The following is a 19,866-nucleotide window of genomic DNA, read 5'->3' on the forward strand; positions in this document are numbered from 1 at the left end:
ATAAAGCCCGGAATACTTCTATCCTTTAAATGTCACAATAGTCGCACCACTGCCTCCAGCATTTTGTGGGGCATAGCCGAAACTCTTGACATGCTTGTTTCTTTGTAGGTATTTGGTGACACCTTCACGGATGACACCTGTTCCGATACCATGGATGATATCTACTTGAGCCATATTATTAAGCAAGGCTTGGTCGATAAAGGCATCTAGCTCATTCATGGCCTCTTCATAGCGCTTGCCTCGAAGGTCCAGTCTGGCTTGTGGGCCACGACCAGAAGTTCGTTTCACGACATTGACCTGTTTCTTCTTGACTTGCTTTTCTTGCTGGGCTTGAACGAGGTCAAATTCTTTTTCTTCCAAGGTCATCTTGATCAAGCCAACTTGGGCTTCCCAGCGACCATCCTTGAGTTGACTGGTCAAGGTACCTCGCTGACCATAGCTGAGCACCACAATATCATCTCCCACCTTTGGAGCTCGTTTTTTCTTAGCCTTTTGAAGAACCTTATTTTTTGACAAATCTACTTTTTCAGGAGCCAATTTTTTCAACTTGGCCTTGGCTTCAATGATTTCGTGAGGCTTGAGTTGAGATTTACTGTGGAGATTTTTAAGAATCTGGTCACTCTCACTTAGGGCCATGTCCACAATCTCAGCAGCCTGTTCACGCGCCTTGTTAAGTTCTGTTTCCTTTTCACGATTAAGCTCATTGTAGAGTTTTTTGAGAGCACGATTCATCTTGAGATTTTCTTGCTCCACCTCACGGATATTGTCCAAGCGTTTGCGACTCTCTAGCGTCTGCTCTTCCAGTTGCTCAATAATCCGGTTGACATCATTGTCCTGATCAACCTGCTGGCTGGCATCCCCTACGATAACTTCAGATAGGCCTAGACGTTTAGCAATTTCAAAAGCATTGCTTCGACCAGGAACACCCTGCATAAAGCGATAGGTCGGGCGTAGAGTTGCAGTATCAAACTCCATGCTGGCATTTTGCACAAAGGCTGTCTCAATACCGTAGGCCTTGAGTTCTGGATAGTGGGTCGTCGCCATAGTCTTGACCTGACGCAGGCGAAGATCCTCCAGAATAGCCATGGCAAGGGCTGCTCCCTCTTGGGGATCTGTACCAGCCCCCAACTCATCCAAGAGTAAGAGTGAATGTTGGTTGACCTTGCCAAGAATATCCACAATATTGGTCATGTGGCTAGAGAAGGTAGACAAGCTCTGTTCAATAGACTGTTCATCGCCAATATCAGCAAAGATTTCTTCAAAAACACCAACACGACTTCCCTTATCTGCTAAAATAGGTAAGCCTGACTGGGCCATGACCTGTGTCAAACCGAGAGTTTTGAGCATGATGGTCTTCCCACCTGTATTGGGACCTGTAATGACAATGGCTGTTAAATCTTGGCCAAAATGGACATCATTTGCGACGGCATTTTTGACCAGAGGATGACAGACATGGAGCAGTTGAATCTCTTGGTTTTCTGATAGCTGAGGAACAACTGCTTGTCTTTCTTGGATAAAGCGGACCTTGGCACGAATCAAGTCCAGATGGCCGATAATCCAAGCATCATTGGCAATTTCAGCCGCATGAGGACGGACACGTTCAGAAATTTCTTGGAGAATACGAAGCATTTCATAGCGCTCATCTGCTCGCAAACTAGCAATTTCTTCACTCAGTTTGACCACCTCACGGGGTTCGATATAGACGGTATTTCCACTAGCAGAAATATCATGAACGACACCAGCAATCTTATTGCGGTAGGTGTTTTTGACAGGTAAAACCTGACGGCCATTTCTGCTGGCAACGATTCCTTCTGTCAACATCTGCGCTTTTTGCTTGAGCAAATCTTGCAAGACATCGCGTACCTGACTCTCGCTATCATGGATTTTTCGACGGATTCGTGCCAATTCTTCACTGGCAAAATTTTCAATAAAACCTGCATCATTAAAGGCTTGTAGATTTCCGTGTAATTGCGGAAAATCGTGTAATTTCTCAAACCATAGGGCTAATTCTTCCAAGCTGACATTTTCCAGATTAGAATAAAAACTTTGCAGTTCTCGGCTAGCAAGAAGCACGCGCTTCAAGAGTAGGAACTCCTCGATATTGAGGTCCGCTCCCATCTCCAACCGCTTGCAAACTTCTGCGATTTCTTTAGTTGCAAGAATGGTAAAATGCGGTTGCTCGACAAAGAGAGCCTGCATTTCCTTCATCTCAGCAAAAGCCTGTTTGATTTTATCTACTTTGGCAGTTGGAGCCAGCTGTCTCAATTGCTCCAAGCCCTGCTCGGTCAACAAATGGGGCTCAAACAAGGCCTTGACCTTATTGAACTCTAATGTTTCTAATATTTTCTTATTCATCTTTATTTCCTTATCTTTGAATATCTAGGTGTGGTAGCTTTTTACATTCTGATAGATTCGAGTCAAATCTGTAAACAAAGGGCTAGGAAAATTCCTGCCCTTTTTATCCGATTAAATTTGTCACCCAGATTTGTTTGAGCCAACTGGTTGTTACCGGTATGCTCTGGATAATGTGTTTTGCGACGATACTCTTTTCAAGAGGATTTTGTATAGCTGCCATGGGGATGGTCGCCAAGATGGTCAAGGCCATTTGCAAGACAAATAAGGTCACCAACATGGACAAGATCCCTGCTGAAACTTGGAACAACTTACCACCCAGTTTTTTACTAGGAATCAAGTGCAAGAGGAGACCAAGTAAACGACCGATACTATAGACTATCCCAAATACCAGCAAGTAGCCGATCCCTGCGTAAAAGACCTTATCCAACTGAAAGAGTTGATCCGATGGGAAAAAGAAAGTTCCCTGACCTTCCTGTGGATTTGCATAAGGGAGCAGTAAATGAAATTGCTCTCCAAGTCCCTTATAAAACTGGCCAGCCACAAAAGCCGATGCCATGGCTGAAATCAGGTAATAGACCTGTAAGAGCAGCCCTCTCCGATAACCGATATAAAATCCCCAAGCCAAGACCAATAGAAGAAGGAGTGAAATCATAAGGAATCCTCAATCTTGCTCTGTTCTTGCTTACAAGTCACAAGCTTGTGACGGAGTTCTTTTAATTCTTGCTCCTTATCATCAAATTCAATCTCACGGCTGAGCTGAGTTGACAAACAGTTGACTGCCAACAAAAGAGCGATTGTTTCATCGTCTGCACTAGGCATTTGTTCTTTAATTGCTTGGTATTTTTCTGTCGCAACCTTAGCGATTTCCTCCATAAAGAGATTATCATGCTCGCTTGTCAAGGTTAATGATTTTTTCCCGAATGTAAATTTGAATCGATTTAGATTTGCCATAAAATTCACCTCACGATATTATACCAAAATTCGCTAATTTTGTCAGTTTTTACAAATTTGTCTGCTTTTATGGTACAATAGAAACTATGGCAAGTACAACACTCACACCAAGTGAAAAGGAGATTCAAGCTTTTCTTGAACACTATCAAACCAGTCTGGCTCCCAGTAAGAATCCCTATATCCGCTACTTTTTGCGACTACCTCAAGCAACAATTTCTATCTATACTTCTGGAAAGGTTTTGCTTCAGGGTGAAGGAGCTGAGAAATATGCTCGTTTCTTTGGATATCAAGCTGTAGAGGAAACCAGCGGACAAAATCTCCCTTTAATTGGGACAGATGAGGTGGGAAATGGTTCCTACTTTGGTGGGCTTGCAGTTGTGGCTTCCTTTGTCACACCTGACCAGCATGCCTTCTTGCGAAAACTCGGTGTGGGGGATTCCAAGACACTGACCGACCAAAAGATCCGTCAGATTGCTCCTGTTCTCAAGGAAAAAATCCAGCACCAGGCATTGCTTCTCTCACCCAGCAAGTACAACGAGGTCATCGGAGATCGCTACAATGCTGTTTCTGTTAAGGTAGCCCTCCATAACCAGGCTATCTACCTCCTTCTTCAAAAAGGCATTCAGCCTGAGAAAATTGTGATTGATGCCTTTACCAGTGCTAAAAATTATGACAAGTACTTGGCACAAGAGGCCAATCGTTTCAGCAATCCTATCAGCTTAGAAGAAAAGGCTGAGGGCAAATACTTGGCTGTCGCAGTTTCTTCTATCATTGCGCGTGATCTCTTTCTAGAAAATCTTGAAAATCTGGGACGAGAGCTGGGCTATCAACTTCCAAGTGGAGCTGGAACGGCTTCTGATAAGGTTGCTAGCCAGATTTTGCAGGCCTATGGAATGCAGGGACTTAACTTCTGTGCCAAACTGCACTTTAAAAATACTGAAAAAGCGAAAAAACGCTTAGAAAGGTAAGTTATGAATTCATTTAAAAATTTCTTAAAAGAGTGGGGATTGTTCCTCCTGATTCTATCATTACTAGCTTTAAGTCGTATCTTTTTTTGGAGTAATGTTCGCGTAGAAGGGCATTCTATGGATCCTACCCTAGCGGATGGCGAAATCCTCTTTGTTGTTAAGCATCTCCCTATTGACCGTTTTGATATCGTGGTTGCCCATGAGGAAGATGGCAATAAGGACATTGTCAAACGTGTCATCGGAATGCCTGGCGATACCATCCGTTACGAAAATGATACACTTTACATCAATGACAAAGAGACAGATGAACCTTACCTAGCTGACTACATCAAACGTTTCAAGGATGACAAACTCCAAAGCACCTACTCAGGCAAGGGATTTGAAGGAAATAAAGGAACTTTCTTTAGAAGTATTGCTGAAAAAGCCCAAGCCTTCACAGTTGATGTCAACTATAATACCAACTTTAGCTTTACTGTCCCAGAAGGAGAATACCTTCTCCTCGGAGACGACCGCTTGGTTTCGAGTGACAGTCGTCACGTAGGTACCTTCAAAGCAAAAGATATTACAGGGGAAGCTAAATTCCGCTTCTGGCCAATCACCCGTATCGGAACATTTTAAGAGACCTAAGAGGCCGAGAATCAACAATCTCAGCCTCTTCTTCTATCGTGAGAAGATGATTATTCACTACCCAGTCTAACTAGGATAGAAACAACCCCAACTCTCACCTATTCATACAAAGGAATTTTATGGAAGTTTATTTTTCAGGAACCATTGAACGGATTATTTTTGAAAATCCCAGCAATTTTTATCGCATCCTTCTCCTAGAAATCGACGATACGGACGCAGAGGATTTTGATGATTTTGAAATTATTGTCACTGGCACCATGGCTGATGTGATTGAGGGAGAAGATTATACTTTTTGGGGGCAAATTGTCCAGCACTCCAAGTATGGGGAACAACTGCAAATCAGCCGGTATGAAAGAGCAAAACCAACTAGCAAGGGCTTGGTCAAGTACTTTTCAAGTAGCCATTTCAAGGGAATTGGTCTCAAGACAGCTCAGAAAATCGTGGACACCTATGGCGACAATACCATTGACGAAATTCTGCAACACCCAGAAAAGTTAGAAGGCATCGCAGGACTATCTGCCAAAAATCGCGAGGCTTTCGTCTCAACTCTCCGTCTCAACTACGGAACGGAGATGATCTTGGCCAAACTAGCCAACTACGGCATTCCCAACAAACTAGCCTTTCAGATTCAAGACTTTTACAAAGAAGAAACCCTTGATGTGGTTGAAAATTATCCCTACCAACTGGTCGAGGATATCAAGGGTTTGGGCTTTACTATTGCTGACCAATTAGCGGAAGAACTAGGCATAGAAAGTCAGGCTCCTGAACGCTTCCGCGCCGGTCTAGTTCACAGTCTTTTTCAGGCCTGTATGGAAACAGGGGACACCTATGTTGAAGCACGGGATTTGCTAGAACAAACTCTTACTCTCCTTGAATCTTCTCGCCCCGTGGAACTGGATCCCAGCCAAGTGGCCCAAGAACTCTCCTACCTGATTGAAGAAGACAAGGTTCAGCAGATTGATACCAAGATTTTTGACAACAGCCTCTTTTTCGCTGAGGAAGGCATCCGCAGTCACTTGGTTCGTATCCTTGAAAAAGGAAAACAGAAGAGCCAGGATTTAGAAACCATTCAAAAACATATCGCTACTGTCGAAGAAGATCTGGAGATTGAGTATGATAGCATTCAAAAACAGGCGATTTGTGACGCTATCCAGAACAAGGTCTTTATCCTTACAGGTGGGCCTGGTACTGGTAAGACAACTGTTATCAATGGGATTATCGCTGTTTACGCCCTTTTAGAAGGACTTGACCTCAGGAAAAAAAGCAACCTGCCGATTCTTCTTGCCGCTCCAACTGGCCGAGCCGCTCGCCGTATGAATGAATTGACAGGCTTGCCAAGTGCGACCATACACCGTCATTTAGGAATGACAGGTGACGATGACACCAGTCATCTGGAAGATTATCTGGATGCTGACTTTATCATCGTGGATGAATTTTCTATGGTGGATACTTGGCTGGCCAATCAACTCTTCTCCAATATCTCTTCTAACAGTAAAATCCTTATCGTGGGAGATAGCGATCAGCTACCGTCTGTCAGTCCTGGACAGATTCTAGCAGATCTGCTTCATATTCCCTTGATTCCTCAGACTCGCTTGGAAAAAATTTATCGGCAAAGCGAAGAATCAACCATCGTCACCCTAGCTAGTCAGATTAGACAGGGCATACTGCCAGCTGATTTCACCCAGAAAAAAGCAGACCGTTCCTACTTTGAAATTGCTAGTGCTCATATCCCTGCTACTATTGAAAAGATTTTAGGCGTAGCCCTCAGAAGTGGCATCCCTGCCCGTGATATCCAAGTTCTGGCGCCCATGTACCGAGGGACAGCAGGGATTGATGCTATCAACCAACTCATGCAAGACCTCCTTAATCCACCACAAAAAGACCAACTCAGTTTTGAAGCTCCCCAGTGCCACTATCGTAAGGGGGACAAGATCATTCATTTGGTCAACGATGCTGAAATCAATGTCTTTAATGGAGATCTAGGAGCTATTACAGACCTGATTCCTGGTAAATACACCGAGTCGAAACAAGACGAGATTGTCATTGATTTTGATGGCAATGAGGTCTCTTACCCACGTAACGAATGGTATAAGATTCGTTTGGCCTATGCCATGAGTATCCATAAGTCTCAGGGAAGTGAGTTCCCTGTTGTCATCCTACCGATCACCAGTGCTAGTAGGCGTATGCTGGAGCGCAATCTCATCTACACAGCCATTACTCGCGCCAAAAGCAAGCTTATCTTACTAGGCGAATTACAGGCTTTCGACTATGCTACCCAGCATATCGGAACTGCCCGAAAAACCTATCTGATTGAACGCTTCAGTGATTTATTGGAAACTGTTGAAGAAAAGCAACCAGCTGTCTCTGAAACAGCTACATCAAGCGCCTCTGAACAATCCTACATCCTAACAGAAGAAAACTGGGACAGCATCCCTGCCATGATTGGGATTACAGACGCAGACCTCAAAGAGATTTTTGAAAAATAGTGCAAAATAAAACCCACCAATTCAGGTGGGATTTTTGTTTATTAAGATTATTTAACTGTTGCTGTGCTTGTAATCAATTCAACAGCTTTTTTGATTGTGATATCGTGTTTCAACATGTCCGCTGAAAGCAAGCTTTGTACTTGTGCAACTTCCATGTTGTAATCTGTAGCCAATTGCTCGATTTCTTTTTGGATTTCTTCTTCTGAAGCATCAAATTCTTCAGCTTTGGCAACTGCTTCGATAACAAGGTTAGTCTTCGTACGTGACTCAGCTTCTCCTTCGTATTGTTTGTGAAGGTCTTCTTGAGTAGTTCCAGTGATTTGGAAGTACATGTCAGGGTTGATACCTTGACGTTGCAAGTTTCCAAGGAATTCGTTTACTGAGCGGTGAACTTCTTCGTGAATCATTTCTTCTGGAAGTTCTACGATTTCAGCGTTTTCTACAGCTTTATCGATTGCTGCTCCTTCAACTGCATCTTTGTAAGCTTCTTCTTTAGCTTCAGCCAATTCCTTGCGGTATTTTTCTTTCAATTCAGCAAGTGTTTCAACTTCTTCGTCGATGTCTTTTGCAAGTTCATCGTCAAGAGCTGGAACTTCTTTAGCTTTTACTTCGTGGATAGTTGTTACGAATTTAGCTTCTTTACCTGCAAGGTCTTCTGCTTGGTAGTCTTCTGGGAATGTTACGATAACATCAACAGTTTCGCCAGCTGAGTGACCTACCAATTGGTCTTCGAAACCAGGGATGAATTGACCTGAACCAAGTCCAAGTGAGAAGTTTTCACCTTTTCCACCGTCAAATTCAACACCGTCAATAGAACCAACGAAGTCGATGACAACAGTGTCGCCGTTTTCAGCAGCAGCTTCTTTGATAACCAATTCAGCCAAGTTGTTGCGTTCGCGTTCGATACGCTCTTCAACGTCAGCATCAGTTACTTCTTTTTCTACATCTACTGATACTTCAAGGTTTTTGTAGTCACCCAATTTTACTTCAGGTTTTGTAACGACTTCAGCAGTGATAACCCAGTCTTGACCTTTTTCCATTGAAGTTACGTCAATTTTTGGTTGAGCAACCACTTCAAGACCAGCTTCTTTTACAGCTGCTTCATAAGCATTTGGCAAAAGAGCGTTCATAACGTCTTGGTAAAGTGACTCTTCACCAAATTTTTTGTCGAAGATAGGGCGTGGAAGGTGACCTTTACGGAAACCTGGAACATTAAGAGATTTCTTCACTGAGTTGAAGACACGGTCCAATTCTGGTTTGATTTGGTCTTGAGAGATAGTGAAAGTCAAGACACCACGGTTTGTTTCTTTGTTTTCAAATGATACAGACATTCTGTCATTTCTCCTTAAAATTTTTTAAATACAGTCTATTATAACATAAATGGACGACTTCTTTCAAGTAATGAATGCGCTTTTCAATGATAGGAGAGCTACTTGCTTGCTTCCTTGATACTAAGGTTAGCCATTTCTCCAACATTATTTTTACATAACTATTAAAAGTCTTCATGCCCCACCAAGTGGTGCTGAAAGGCATAGACCGCTGCCTGGGTGCGATCGCTGACCTCAAGTTTGGCAAGAATGTTGGACACGTGGGTCTTGACCGTCTTGAGAGAGATAAAAAGTTCGTCTGCGATACGCTGGTTTTCGTAGCCCTTGGCGATGAGTTGGAGAACATCTCGCTCACGCGCAGTCAAGTCCTCATGTAGTTCTATGTGATTGCGGTGGTATTCAACCTTCTTGCTAACCTCTTGCTCAATAGCCAGTTCCCCAGCAGCTACCTTACGGACTGCATGGAGTAATTCGTCTGCACTAGAAGTCTTGAGCATATAGCCCCGAGCACCAGCATTTAAAACAGGCATGATTTTTTCATTGTCCAAGTACGAAGTCACAATCAAAATCTTAGCTTCGGGCCATTCTTTGAGGAGGGCCAAGGTCGCGTCAATCCCATTCATCTCAGGCATGACAATATCCATGACAATGACATCTGGACGCAGTTCCAAGGCCAAGTCAATCCCTTGAGCCCCATTGGCCGCCTCCCCTACAACTTCTACATCGTCTTGAAGGTCAAAGTAGCTTTTCAAGCCCAATCGGACCATTTCATGGTCATCAACTAGTAAAATTTTCATCTTTACTCCTTTATCATTCCTTATCGAGCAGGGGAATACGGATATCAACTGCCAGCCCTTGTTTGGGAGCTGTTAATAACTGAACCGTCCCTGCCATATCTTCAACCCGCTCCTTGATATTGCGGAGTCCATAACTCAGGTCATCTAAACTCCCCAACTGGAAACCAATCCCATTGTCGACTACCTTCAGTTGCAATTCAAAATCTGTCTGATAGAGATAGACATCCAGACAAGAGGCCTGGGCATGGCGGAGGGTATTGCTGATCAACTCCTGCAAGATGCGGAAGATATGCTCCTCGATTTTCTTGGGCAATTTCGTCACATTTTGCTTGAAACTAACCTTGAGATCACTCTTGTCCTCAAGCTCTTTTAAGAGGATTTGGATTCCTTCTATCAAGCTCTTTTGTTCCAATTCAACTGGTCGCAAGTGCAGGAGCAAGACACGTAGATCTTTCTGAGCAGTCTCTAGGATGGCCGCAACACTTTGCAACTGGGTCTGCATCTTTTCTCTATCCAATTTCAAAGCCTGCTGACTGATACCCGATAAAATCATGTGGGCCGCAAACAACTCCTGACTGACTGTATCGTGCAAATCCCGAGCAATCCGCTTCCGTTCCTTCTCAATGATTTCCTCCTCCTGAGCAAGGCTGTGATTTTCAGCTTTTTGAAGTGCTTCTGTCAAAAGGTTAAGTTTACCTGACAAGGACTTGAAACTGGCATCCAAATCTGGATCTGCAAGCTGAACCACTTCTTGCCCTGCCAACAAACGCTTAAGATTAGTCTGCATTTTTCTTAGAGAAAGCTCTTCGATACCTCTCCAAAACAGGGCTAAGAGAAAGGTCAGGGACATGCTGAATACCAGCAGCAAAAAGACAAATTTTTCTGTTTTTTCGACATCATGTAAGAAAATAGACCAGTCAAAGTCAAGAATTTCCAGCAAGCTGTGGGAGAAAAATAAGACAAACAGGATGGAGGTAAGAGCAATGATTACATAAGCTTGTTTTTTCATCCTCTAACCACCTCAACATCTCCAATCATAGTGGTCAAGAAAATCTTGACACTCTTGTTACTCTTGAGATAGTCTCTTGTTTCTTGATGATAGTGTTCATTGCGGAGGGCTCGCTTGGGCTGGTTGAAAAAAGTCAAATCACCATAGAGACAGTTAACGCTAAGACTGACTTCCACATCTACAGGTACAATGATTTTGGTCGTTCCTACCATCTTTCTGAGAATAATGACATTGTCATGATTGGTTAGAATGACCCTCTCTAGATGAATCGTGTCCTTACCCATGAGGCGAAAGAGATTGATATCATCAAACTGGCAAGTCTGGTAGCTTGAAAAATGATGAAGATTTCCAAACCAACGATTTTTCTCCTTCTTAACCGTCACAACCTCTTCAAAAACCAAATTGGTCTGCTCTTTTTCCTGGTTCATCATCGGATAAAGAAGAAAGAGGCTATAGATGACCGCAACAAAAATAGCTAGAATCACAAAAGGATTGAGCATGACGATGAAAAAGAAGAGAATAGTTGCCACTACTAAAAGAAGATTATTGCCCTCCTTACCAGTATAATAGCGAATCAAAAGCAAAAAGAGGAATAAAATCAGCAGAAAACGCGAAAAATGCTCTGATACCATCAACATCAGAGCTCCCGTCAACAGACAGGCTTCGATAAATAAAAAGATTTTAAATTTTCTCATACATGCATCCTCTCCCATCTATTTTATCACAATTCAAAAAAGTCACCTCGGTCTGAAGATGGAAAAAAGGCGGTGGTTACGCCTTTTTCATCTGATCTTTTGCTTCTTTTAATTTTCCATAAAGAAGATAGTCTACTTTTTGCAAATCTGCTATGGTTGCACAATTAAGGGCACACATGATCAAGCGTAGATCTACTTTCCAGCCTTGGACAATATCAATCACTTCTTCGACTGAATAGGTTTCAACCAATTCCAGAACGGTTCGAGACAGTCCTACAGCCTTAGCACCAAAGACCAAACACTTAATCATATCCAGCGGATTGCGAACACCTCCACTAACTAAGAGTTCAGCCTTGTCTTTCCAGTCTTGGGCATTGAGAAGGGCTTGCATGGTAGACTGACCCCATTGATTGAGGTAATCACGCTGACCACTGCGACGATTTTCGATATAAGCAAAGCTGGTGCCACCACGACCTGACAGGTCAAAGATTCGAACGCCCAATTCATAGGCTCTCTCGATGGTCTTCACATCCATTCCAAAGCCCACTTCCTTGAGGACAATCGGAACAGAGATTTGCTTGCTATAGTCTGCTAGATGCGATTGCCAGCTTCTAAACGTTCTTTCTCCCTCAGGCATGAGCAACTCCTGCATGACATTGACATGCACCTGCAAGAGAACAGGATTCATCTCTTCCACAGTCTGAAGTCCTAACTCGACAGGCTTGTCCAATCCAATATTGGTTCCAAGGAGGAGATTAGAATGACTAGACTTGACAGAAAAAGAGTCATCTGCTGGATCTTTGAGGGCTACGCTATAAGAACCCGTTACAAATAAAATACCACAGGCTTCCGCCACCTGAGCTAGTTTTTGATTGATTTCTCTTCCCTTATCGCTTCCACCCGTCATGGCATTGATATAGAAAGGAAAGTCCCACTTTCGACCAGCAAACTCTGTCGACAGATCGATTTCATCCAGGTCGTAAAGAGGCAAGGAAGAATGAATCAACTCCACCTCATCAAAGCTATTATAGGAACTTTTCTGCTCAAGGGCATAGCGGATGTGCTCATCCTTACGATTTATCGTCATGTCCTATCCTTTCTTGGTATAAGAGCTCAATCCCCAGATCGGCCCAGCGATTTTTTATGGTTTCAGTTGATTGCGCATCAAAACTCAAGGCAATTCCACAGTCACCACCACCAGCGCCGCTACTCTTTGCAACAGCTTGCAAATCTTGAATGGATTCTTTCAACTGTCTAAGCGAAGGCGTGTAAATATCTGCACTCAAGCCTTCTAAAAGTTGACTGGCTGCTTCTACTTGCTCGATCACTCTTTCGTTTTTCCCATGCTCCAAGGCTTCTACCAAAGAAACCACCGTTTCTTTTGAGGAACTTAAAAAATTCTGATTGATGTTTTGTTTAATTTGCTGGACCATGTGACTCGATATAGCCACTTCCTTGGTCCATCCCACTAGAAAATCACATTCTAGGGCTGGTTTCACTTGCGAGATAGAAAAGCCCCACTCACGCTCTAAAACTGTCGCCAAGTTTTCTTCTTCCAACCAAGCAGCCACCTTCTGGCGATCAAATGACTGGTAAAGAACCAATTCCTCTGTCACAATACAGGCAATGTCCCCCATAGAACCATTGTCTCCGTGCTTGAGCAAGACAGCACTAGCCAGCTTGAATAAGAGGCCCTGATCAACCGAAAGATTATATAGAGCTAGCAGAGCTTTGACAACCAAAACAACGACGCTGCCACTAGAACCTAAACCAAACTTTTTCCCTTCTCGTTCCATTTTTCCTCGGATTTCTAGAGAAAAAGGTTTTAAAGTTTGACCTCGATAAATCAGGAAATCTTCCACTAAAGCAATCGTTTCTTGAATCAAGCTGTAGTCAGGATTCGGCGTCAAATCCACTGCGAAATCAAACATATCTGAGTAGATACGGTAACTATCAGAAAAAGCAATCTCACCCTTCATATAGATAGGAATGGCCTTTATCAAGGCTAACTGCCCTGGCTCTAAAATAGCATATTCGCCTGCCCAATAGAGTTTTCCGCAAGTTTTAACAGCAATCATCTTGGCTCAAATCCTTTGTTTTTGACACAATCAAGCGATAACGTTGACCGAAGATTTCTGATAAATGCTCCAAGTCTTTCTCCTGACAGAGAACCTTGACATTGGGACCAGCATCCATGGTAAAGTAGCAAGCTTCTCCTTGCTCACGAAGCTGGCGGACAAAGTCCATGGCTTCATAGCTTGCATCCGTCAGATAAGAAAAGGCTGGTGATGCTGTTTTGGTCGTAGCGTGCATAGCAAGCGCATTTTCCTCCGTTAACTCCCCAACCTTGGCAAAGTCATTTTCCTTGAGATAAACCAGCATATCCTGATAGTCTTTCTCAGACTGATGGACCCAGTCATCAAAGGTCGTCGATGTCTCCACACAAAGTTTCATCCCATCACGACTAGAGATTGGTTTTTTCTTGTCCTCTAGTACCAACATAATCATAGCTAGTTTCAAGTCTGTCTCTACAGGGTAAATTTCTCCGCTATCCTTATCCCAAGCACCTAGTGGTCCATAAAAACTCCGAGAGGAAGAGCCTGAGGCAAACTTAGCCTCCTGTGCCAACTGGCTCCGAGTCAATCCAAGCTTGAAATAAGCATTGCAAGCCTTGACCAAGGCAGACAAACCACTAGAACTTGAGGATAACCCCGCTGCGGTAGGCATATTGTTTTGAGTATCAATTCGAACAAAGCCCTCACCAGCTGGACGATAACGGTCAATAATCTTGCTCATCTTGGCATGCTCGGCCTCGTTTTGTAACTGACCATTGATATAAAAGGTATCAGCAGTCGCATCCGTCGGTAAAGGCGACAAGGTCGTCTCCGTATACATATTTTCCAGAGTCAGAGAAATACTGCTAGTAGCAGGCACCATCTCTTTTTCTTTTTTCTTTCCCCAATATTTGATAATAGCAATATTTGCGTAGGAACGTACTGTTACAGGCTCTCTATCCATGTCTGAACAGCTCCTTTCTCTTCTAATCTTTCTACTAAATCTTGTGCTTGTGTTAAATTGTCTGCCAAGGCTATGATACAGCCTCCAAGCCCACCACCACTCATCTTGGCACCCAGAGCACCATGGCTAAGAGCCGTTTCAACCAAAGAGTCTGCCTCAGGGCTACTAACACCAATTTCTTTTAAATGTAAATGCGCTTGACTGAGGATTTGTCCCAGGCCTTCAGCATCTTTTCGTGAAATCGCTTCTTCTGCCTGCTGGGTCAATTCTCCTAAGGCATGCAAAAACGGTAGGGCATCCTTGCCCTTATTTTGAACTACTTTAATGGCTTCACGAGTATGACCATAAACGCCAGTATCGGCAATCACCAAATAGGCAGATAAATCCATCTCAAGCTCTGTAAATCCTACGTTCTTGATAAAACGTATGGGCTGATCACTGAGACAGGTCTTAGCATCCAAACCACTAGGATTCATATGGGCAATCATCTCAGCTCGATTGACCAAGATTTCTAGTACATAATGAGGCAGTTCTGCCTGATAATAGTCAAATACCGCACGAATGGCCGCTATGCTGATAGCCGCTGACGAACCCATTCCCCGTTTTTCAGGGATAGCCGAGTCAATCTCACAGCGAATGCAGGCTTCTTTGATATTCAAATACTCCAGAGAAGCATAAACTGCCATGGACAAGGTATCCTCCTCATAGAGACGCCAAGGACTCGCTGAAGGAACTACCTTACAAGTCACCTCCACCTCCAAAAGAGGCAGAGAAATGGCAGGATAGCCGTAAACGACCGCATGCTCCCCTATTAAAATAATCTTACTATGTGCCTGACCGACACCAATTTTTTTTGTCATTTTTTCCTTTTACTAGACGAAAAGAACGTCTTATTTTCATACAAGTATTTATTCTTTCCTATCTATTTTATTATATTTTCACAAAAAAAGCGATTGTTTCCATTCACAATCGCCTCTTTCATTATTGAACCCATTCGCCATTATAATTGACAGAATAGCCATCTACGGTCGTATTCACTGCCAAGGCACCTGAGCTATAAGCGTAGTACCATTTACTACCGACCTGGAACCAGCCAGTTGCCATAGTTCCTGATGAACGGAGATAGTACCACTTGTTACCGAGGTATTGCCAGCCAATTTTCATATCACCATTTGACTGGTCTAAATAATACCAAGTTGAGCCTTCTTGATACCAGCCAGTTGCCATTGCACCTGATGAACGGAAGTAGTACCACTTATTGCCAAGTTGTTTCCAACCAGTTTGCATTGTAGCAGTTATTGGATCTAGATAGTACCAAGTTGAGTTATCATTGGTCCAACCACGCACTAGCTCCCCAACCGTCAAACTGTCGATACGAGCATCAAAGCCACTATCCTTCTGTAAATAATACCAATGTCCTTCGTCAGAAATCCAACCAGTTTTTAAAGTATGATAACTACGTTGATCTTCAAAATAATAGACTCGTTTCTCTGCTGAACTATCATATTGTTCCCCATGATGTTTGTTGGTATTTGTAGCAGTTTTTGCCTCTAAAACTTGCTTGCCAACAAATTCTTGAAGAACCCCATCTTGGTTAAAGTAGTACCATTGTGGCATTGGCATAGATTCTAATCTTAAACCATTTGGGTAAGGACCAATTGTACTACCTTTAGATGGAAACGGGATATATTGCCAGCCGACAACCATTTCTCCTGATACATGATCAAAATAATAGGTCTTGCCATCAATCACTCGCCAAGCCTTTTCTTTGATTTCACCCTTCTTGTAGTAAGTTCTACCATTTTCTTGGACAAATTTCCAACCTTCTAAATCAGCATCATCCGCCAATACTGCACTTGTTGCTAACAAACCGAAGAAAAAGACTGCTAATGCAATTTGCATCAATTTTTTTATTATTTTCATTAGACCTATCCTCCATAGCTGATTGTAGCAAATACAAAATCGCATGTCAACATATAAAAAGCAGTTACATAACTGCAACTGCTCTTTATTCTTGCATGGTGTAACCAACACCACGTACTGTTTTAATGTAGCTTTTTTGACCTTTTACATCAAGCTTGCTACGTAGATAACGGATATAGACATCCACGATATTTGTTTCGGTCGCACTTTCATACTTCCAGACACTTTCCAACAACTGCTCACGAGTCAGAACTTTCTTGCTTCCCATAAGAGTAGCCAAAAGGTCATACTCACGACGGGTCAGAGCAATCATCTCCTCGCCACGATAAACGGTATGATGTTCTACATCCATACGCAGATTGCGGTAAGACGTTGGAACCTTCATCTGACTACAGTGTTGGTCGATGAAGTCCCGACCTCGGAAAATCGCTGAAATACGAGCCACCAAATTATCAATAATAACTGGCTTATAGATGTACGAAACGGCAAAGCTTTGGATTGTCTCAATCTGATCTTGCAATTCTTCGCGATGGTCCAAGACCATGATGACTGAAGCTGGCTTAGTTCGACTCAGCTTGTCTGCAAAATCCTGGGCTGTCATATCCCCCAGATGAGCATTCAATAAAATCAAGTCATAGTCTGTCTGAAGAGCCATGGAGAGGGCTTTTTGCCCCTCCTCAACCTGATCAACTCGGTATTGCTCTTTTTGGAGCTCCAAACTTAAAAAATGAGCTAGATTTCGTTCTTTCTCAAGTAATAAAATCCGTTTCCCCATGGCAGACCTACTTATTTTTCGTCATACCAAGAGTAGTGGAAGGTTCCTTCTTTGTCTTTACGTTGGTAAGTATGGGCACCAAAGTAGTCACGTTGTGCTTGGATCAAGTTAGCTGGAAGGTCAGCTGAACGATAGCTATCAAAGTAAGTAATAGCTGCTGAGAAAGTTGGCACTGGCACACCAGCTTGAACCGCAAGAGCTACGATATCACGCACTGCTTGTTGGTACTTAGCAGTAACATCCAAGAAGTACTCATCCAAAAGAAGGTTGGCAAGGTCTGCATCACGGTTGTAAGCATCTGTAATCTTTTGCAAGAAACGAGAACGGATGATACAGCCATCACGCCAGATAGATGCGATGTCTGCAAATGGCAAGTTCCAGTTGTTTTCTTTAGAAGCTACACGCAATTGAGCAAAACCTTGTGCGTATGAAATGATTTTTGAGAAGTAAAGGGCTTGACGGATTTTTTCAATCAACTCAGCCTTGTCTCCTTCAAATTTGAAAGCAGCTGGTTTTGGAAGAACCTTGCTAGCATGCACACGTTCTTCTTTGTAAGTAGAGATGTAACGTGCAAATACTGACTCAGTGATTAGTGACAAAGGCACACCAAGGTCAAGTGATGATTGACTAGTCCATTTACCAGTTCCCTTGTTACCTGCAGCATCAAGGATGTAGTCTACGATTGGTCCATCTTGACCTTCATCGTCTTTACGGCTCAAGATATCAGCTGTAATTTCGATCAAGTAGCTGTCCAATTCACCCTTGTTCCACTCAGTAAAGATTTCAGCCATGTCTTCAGCAGAAAGGCCTAGCAAGTGTTGCATCAAGTCATAGCTTTCTGCGATCAATTGCATATCACCATACTCAATACCGTTGTGAACCATTTTCACATAGTGACCAGCTCCATCAGGACCGATGTAAGTCACACATGGTTTACCATCTTCTGGTGCTTTAGCTGAGATTTCTTCAAGAACATCCGCAACCAATTCGTAGGCTTCTTTTTGTCCACCAGGCATGATAGAAGGACCTTCAAGGGCACCTTTTTCACCACCAGAAACCCCAGTACCGATAAAGTTGATACCTGAGTTTGCCAATTCTTCATTACGACGGATTGTATCTTTGTAGAAAGTATTTCCTCCGTCAATCAAGATATCACCTTTGTCAAGGTGTGGAAGAAGGGCTTGGATAGTAGCATCTGTACCAGGTCCAGCTTGAACCATAAGCATAATACGACGAGGTTTTTCGATTGAGTTTACAAAACTTTCAACGTCATAGCTTGGTACAAAGTTCTTTTCAGGATGGCAAGCAATCACATCTTCCGTTTTTTCTTTACTACGATTGTAAATAGCAACTGTGTAACCACGAGATTCAATATTAAGGGCAAGGTTACGACCCATTACGGCCATACCTACGACACCAAAGTTAGCTTTTGTCATTTGACACTCCTCTTGTTTAATTTGTTTTATTTTATCATTTTTACTTTTGAAAAGAAAGAATTTTGTAACGACTGTTTAGTAGTCCAAATCATCCGCATGTCCAGAACCATTTCCAACAAAGTATCCTGTCTTACAGTTAAGGGTAAAGAGGTAGGTTCCATCTGGCTTGTAGAGGTTGTAATAACCATTGCCATTAACAATATTAACACGTTCAAGGATATATTGGTTACCAGTGATATAACCACGTGAACGTGAAGTCGCTAGAATTTGTTCTAAGACACCATCAGCAAAATCCCAGGCAGAATTATTGCTATCATCAATAGCAGACTGGTTATAAGAAACACGACTCGCACTTCTTTGAACAGCCACTCCTGCACTTGATACACCCATATTGACTTCACTGCGAGTACTTCTAGTTTCGGTTGATGCAGTATTTGAGCTACTTGGACTTGTTTCACTAGCAGTATTTTCACTTGCTCGACTAGAGCTTGAGCTGCTAGTTTCACTTGAACTTGAGCTTGAAGCACTTGTTTGCTGGCTCTTACCAAGGCTGATAGCCTTATCTAGCAATTTATCAAGCTCCGTATTTCCAGTTTTAATATCTGTAAATTTAGCATCCGATTTAGCTTTAGCGTTAGTGTCCAAAACTCCATCTACAATAGCTGGCTTCTCAAATTGAGCATTGACATCTTGAATGGCCTTGATTTGAGTTGCTAGACTATCATACTTAGATTTTGCAAGCGTATATTCACGACTACCTTCTAGCTTATCAAGCAAGGTCTTCAGTTGACTCAGTTTATCAAACTGGCTATTCTTCAAAGCCGTTTTGTTGCTATCTGTATAGAAGGCATCATATAAATTATTGAATTCTTCCGCATCTGACTGCGTATTTGTAGTTGATTGAGAAGTTTGGATTTCCTTGGTCGAACGAGCCACTTGACGATAAACATAATAACCAGTTCCAAGGATAAGAACCACTAAGGCTGCTAGAATACCGTAAAGCACCCATTTCTTCTTACTTTTTCCATCTTCACTATCTGTGACTCGAGAACGTGTGAGAGCCTCTTCCGCTCCAACTAATGGTACCTCTTCCGTCTCAAATTCTTCGACAAGAGGAGCTTCTGAAACTCGTGTTAATTCTAAATCATCAAACTGACGCAATTCATCTTCTGGAGCTGGAGAAGTTACTCCTGTTCCCTCACGAAGCTCTTGAAGTAAATTATCCAGAGTCTGAGTTTCCTCTATCTCTTCTACCTCTTCTTTTTCAACTAGATCATCCTTGCTAAACTGACGCGTTTCAAACTTATCTGCCTCAATTTCATCTTTATGTTGTTTCACATACTTGTCCAAGATAGAATCTCCAGGCAATACACCTGCTTCCACCTCTTCATTTTTTCGCATAGCTTCTCCAACTGTTAGCTCTTTGGCTTCATCAAAATCAAATTGCGCCTCTTGATGTTCTGCTTTATGACGATTCCGTCTTTTCTTACTCATGAGT

The 19,866-nt window shown here is 42.7% G+C and carries 18 protein-coding genes; 3 read left to right on the plus strand and 15 right to left on the minus strand.

The genetic code is table 11. The features are described 5' to 3' along the window. Positions 1-18 precede the first annotated feature (18 nt). The 3 genes from D7D54_RS05225 to zapA all read right to left on the minus strand — a co-directional run bounded on the left by D7D54_RS05225 (position 19) and on the right by zapA (position 3,306). Positions 19-2,355 (minus strand): endonuclease MutS2, encoded by a 2,337-nt coding sequence (locus D7D54_RS05225; protein WP_120718968.1) that lies wholly within the window; start codon positions 2,353-2,355, stop codon positions 19-21. A 103-nt stretch (positions 2,356-2,458) separates the two neighbouring features. Then, a complete protein-coding gene (locus tag D7D54_RS05230; RefSeq protein ID WP_000624513.1) occupies positions 2,459-3,007 on the minus strand; it encodes a CvpA family protein in 549 nt (182 codons plus the stop codon). Continuing rightward, positions 3,004-3,306: a cell division protein ZapA gene (gene zapA / locus D7D54_RS05235; protein ID WP_020901580.1), complete on the minus strand. Its 303-nt coding sequence runs from the start codon at positions 3,304-3,306 to the stop codon at positions 3,004-3,006. The genes D7D54_RS05230 and zapA overlap by 4 nt, the downstream gene beginning before the upstream one ends. Positions 3,307-3,392: 86 nt before the next feature. Between zapA and rnhC the strand changes: the two genes are divergently transcribed. The 3 genes from rnhC (at position 3,393) to recD2 (ending at position 7,387) form a co-directional block, all read left to right on the plus strand. Then, positions 3,393-4,274, plus strand: coding sequence for a ribonuclease HIII (gene rnhC, locus D7D54_RS05240; protein ID WP_049486943.1), 882 nt, complete (start codon positions 3,393-3,395; stop codon positions 4,272-4,274). Positions 4,275-4,277: 3 nt separating this feature from the next. Next, positions 4,278-4,892, plus strand: a complete 615-nt coding sequence (lepB, locus tag D7D54_RS05245) for a signal peptidase I (RefSeq protein WP_020901578.1) — start codon at positions 4,278-4,280, stop codon at positions 4,890-4,892. A 128-nt stretch (positions 4,893-5,020) separates the two neighbouring features. Further along, a complete protein-coding gene (recD2, locus tag D7D54_RS05250; protein WP_120718969.1) occupies positions 5,021-7,387 on the plus strand; it encodes an SF1B family DNA helicase RecD2 in 2,367 nt (788 codons plus the stop codon). Between the two features lie 47 nt (positions 7,388-7,434). Here recD2 and tig read toward each other — a convergent pair whose 3' ends face one another. The 12 genes from tig to mapZ all read right to left on the minus strand — a co-directional run bounded on the left by tig (position 7,435) and on the right by mapZ (position 19,862). Continuing rightward, positions 7,435-8,718 (minus strand): trigger factor, encoded by a 1,284-nt coding sequence (gene tig / locus D7D54_RS05255; RefSeq protein WP_020901577.1) that lies wholly within the window; start codon positions 8,716-8,718, stop codon positions 7,435-7,437. Between the two features lie 161 nt (positions 8,719-8,879). After that, on the minus strand, positions 8,880-9,512 hold the full coding sequence (locus D7D54_RS05260) for a response regulator transcription factor (protein WP_020901576.1): 633 nt from the start codon (positions 9,510-9,512) through the stop codon (positions 8,880-8,882). A gap of 13 nt (positions 9,513-9,525) precedes the next feature. Next, entirely contained in the window at positions 9,526-10,521 is a 996-nt protein-coding gene (locus D7D54_RS05265) for an envelope stress sensor histidine kinase LiaS (protein ID WP_020901575.1), read from the minus strand. Beyond that, complete coding sequence (gene liaF, locus D7D54_RS05270) at positions 10,518-11,216, minus strand: cell wall-active antibiotics response protein LiaF (RefSeq protein ID WP_077804271.1); 699 nt, start codon at positions 11,214-11,216, stop codon at positions 10,518-10,520. Before liaF ends, D7D54_RS05265 begins: the two co-directional genes overlap by 4 nt. A 76-nt stretch (positions 11,217-11,292) precedes the next feature. Next, the gene (gene fni / locus D7D54_RS05275) at positions 11,293-12,303 is read right to left on the minus strand and encodes a type 2 isopentenyl-diphosphate Delta-isomerase (RefSeq protein ID WP_120718970.1); all 1,011 of its coding nucleotides are present in this window, start codon (positions 12,301-12,303) and stop codon (positions 11,293-11,295) included. After that, positions 12,287-13,294: a phosphomevalonate kinase gene (locus D7D54_RS05280; protein ID WP_120718971.1), complete on the minus strand. Its 1,008-nt coding sequence runs from the start codon at positions 13,292-13,294 to the stop codon at positions 12,287-12,289. Before D7D54_RS05280 ends, fni begins: the two co-directional genes overlap by 17 nt. After that, the gene (gene mvaD / locus D7D54_RS05285) at positions 13,281-14,234 is read right to left on the minus strand and encodes a diphosphomevalonate decarboxylase (protein ID WP_120718972.1); all 954 of its coding nucleotides are present in this window, start codon (positions 14,232-14,234) and stop codon (positions 13,281-13,283) included. The genes D7D54_RS05280 and mvaD overlap by 14 nt, the downstream gene beginning before the upstream one ends. Further along, positions 14,216-15,094, minus strand: a complete 879-nt coding sequence (gene mvk, locus D7D54_RS05290; RefSeq protein ID WP_120718973.1) for a mevalonate kinase — start codon at positions 15,092-15,094, stop codon at positions 14,216-14,218. Before mvk ends, mvaD begins: the two co-directional genes overlap by 19 nt. 121 nt (positions 15,095-15,215) lie before the next feature. Further along, entirely contained in the window at positions 15,216-16,157 is a 942-nt protein-coding gene (locus D7D54_RS05295; RefSeq protein WP_023946592.1) for a PspC-like choline-binding domain-containing protein, read from the minus strand. Positions 16,158-16,242: 85 nt separating this feature from the next. After that, positions 16,243-16,932, minus strand: coding sequence for a response regulator transcription factor (locus D7D54_RS05300; RefSeq protein WP_120718974.1), 690 nt, complete (start codon positions 16,930-16,932; stop codon positions 16,243-16,245). Positions 16,933-16,943: 11 nt separating this feature from the next. Continuing rightward, positions 16,944-18,368, minus strand: coding sequence for an NADP-dependent phosphogluconate dehydrogenase (gndA, locus tag D7D54_RS05305; RefSeq protein WP_000158778.1), 1,425 nt, complete (start codon positions 18,366-18,368; stop codon positions 16,944-16,946). A gap of 75 nt (positions 18,369-18,443) precedes the next feature. Further along, positions 18,444-19,862, minus strand: a complete 1,419-nt coding sequence (gene mapZ / locus D7D54_RS05310; RefSeq protein ID WP_120718975.1) for a cell division site-positioning protein MapZ — start codon at positions 19,860-19,862, stop codon at positions 18,444-18,446. Positions 19,863-19,866: the final 4 nt, after the last annotated feature.

Source organism: Streptococcus chosunensis (assembly GCF_003626515.1).
GTDB lineage: Bacteria > Bacillota > Bacilli > Lactobacillales > Streptococcaceae > Streptococcus > Streptococcus chosunensis.

Coding starts and splice junctions, on each gene's coding strand:
- D7D54_RS05225 (WP_120718968.1), bottom strand. CDS start 2,355: ATGAATAAGAAAATATTAGAAACATTAGAGTTCAATAAGGTCAAGGCC.
- D7D54_RS05230 (WP_000624513.1), bottom strand. CDS start 3,007: ATGATTTCACTCCTTCTTCTATTGGTCTTGGCTTGGGGATTTTATATC.
- zapA (WP_020901580.1), bottom strand. CDS start 3,306: ATGGCAAATCTAAATCGATTCAAATTTACATTCGGGAAAAAATCATTA.
- rnhC (WP_049486943.1), top strand. CDS start 3,393: ATGGCAAGTACAACACTCACACCAAGTGAAAAGGAGATTCAAGCTTTT.
- lepB (WP_020901578.1), top strand. CDS start 4,278: ATGAATTCATTTAAAAATTTCTTAAAAGAGTGGGGATTGTTCCTCCTG.
- recD2 (WP_120718969.1), top strand. CDS start 5,021: ATGGAAGTTTATTTTTCAGGAACCATTGAACGGATTATTTTTGAAAAT.
- tig (WP_020901577.1), bottom strand. CDS start 8,718: ATGTCTGTATCATTTGAAAACAAAGAAACAAACCGTGGTGTCTTGACT.
- D7D54_RS05260 (WP_020901576.1), bottom strand. CDS start 9,512: ATGAAAATTTTACTAGTTGATGACCATGAAATGGTCCGATTGGGCTTG.
- D7D54_RS05265 (WP_020901575.1), bottom strand. CDS start 10,521: ATGAAAAAACAAGCTTATGTAATCATTGCTCTTACCTCCATCCTGTTT.
- liaF (WP_077804271.1), bottom strand. CDS start 11,216: ATGAGAAAATTTAAAATCTTTTTATTTATCGAAGCCTGTCTGTTGACG.
- fni (WP_120718970.1), bottom strand. CDS start 12,303: ATGACGATAAATCGTAAGGATGAGCACATCCGCTATGCCCTTGAGCAG.
- D7D54_RS05280 (WP_120718971.1), bottom strand. CDS start 13,294: ATGATTGCTGTTAAAACTTGCGGAAAACTCTATTGGGCAGGCGAATAT.
- mvaD (WP_120718972.1), bottom strand. CDS start 14,234: ATGGATAGAGAGCCTGTAACAGTACGTTCCTACGCAAATATTGCTATT.
- mvk (WP_120718973.1), bottom strand. CDS start 15,094: ATGACAAAAAAAATTGGTGTCGGTCAGGCACATAGTAAGATTATTTTA.
- D7D54_RS05295 (WP_023946592.1), bottom strand. CDS start 16,157: ATGAAAATAATAAAAAAATTGATGCAAATTGCATTAGCAGTCTTTTTC.
- D7D54_RS05300 (WP_120718974.1), bottom strand. CDS start 16,932: ATGGGGAAACGGATTTTATTACTTGAGAAAGAACGAAATCTAGCTCAT.
- gndA (WP_000158778.1), bottom strand. CDS start 18,368: ATGACAAAAGCTAACTTTGGTGTCGTAGGTATGGCCGTAATGGGTCGT.
- mapZ (WP_120718975.1), bottom strand. CDS start 19,862: ATGAGTAAGAAAAGACGGAATCGTCATAAAGCAGAACATCAAGAGGCG.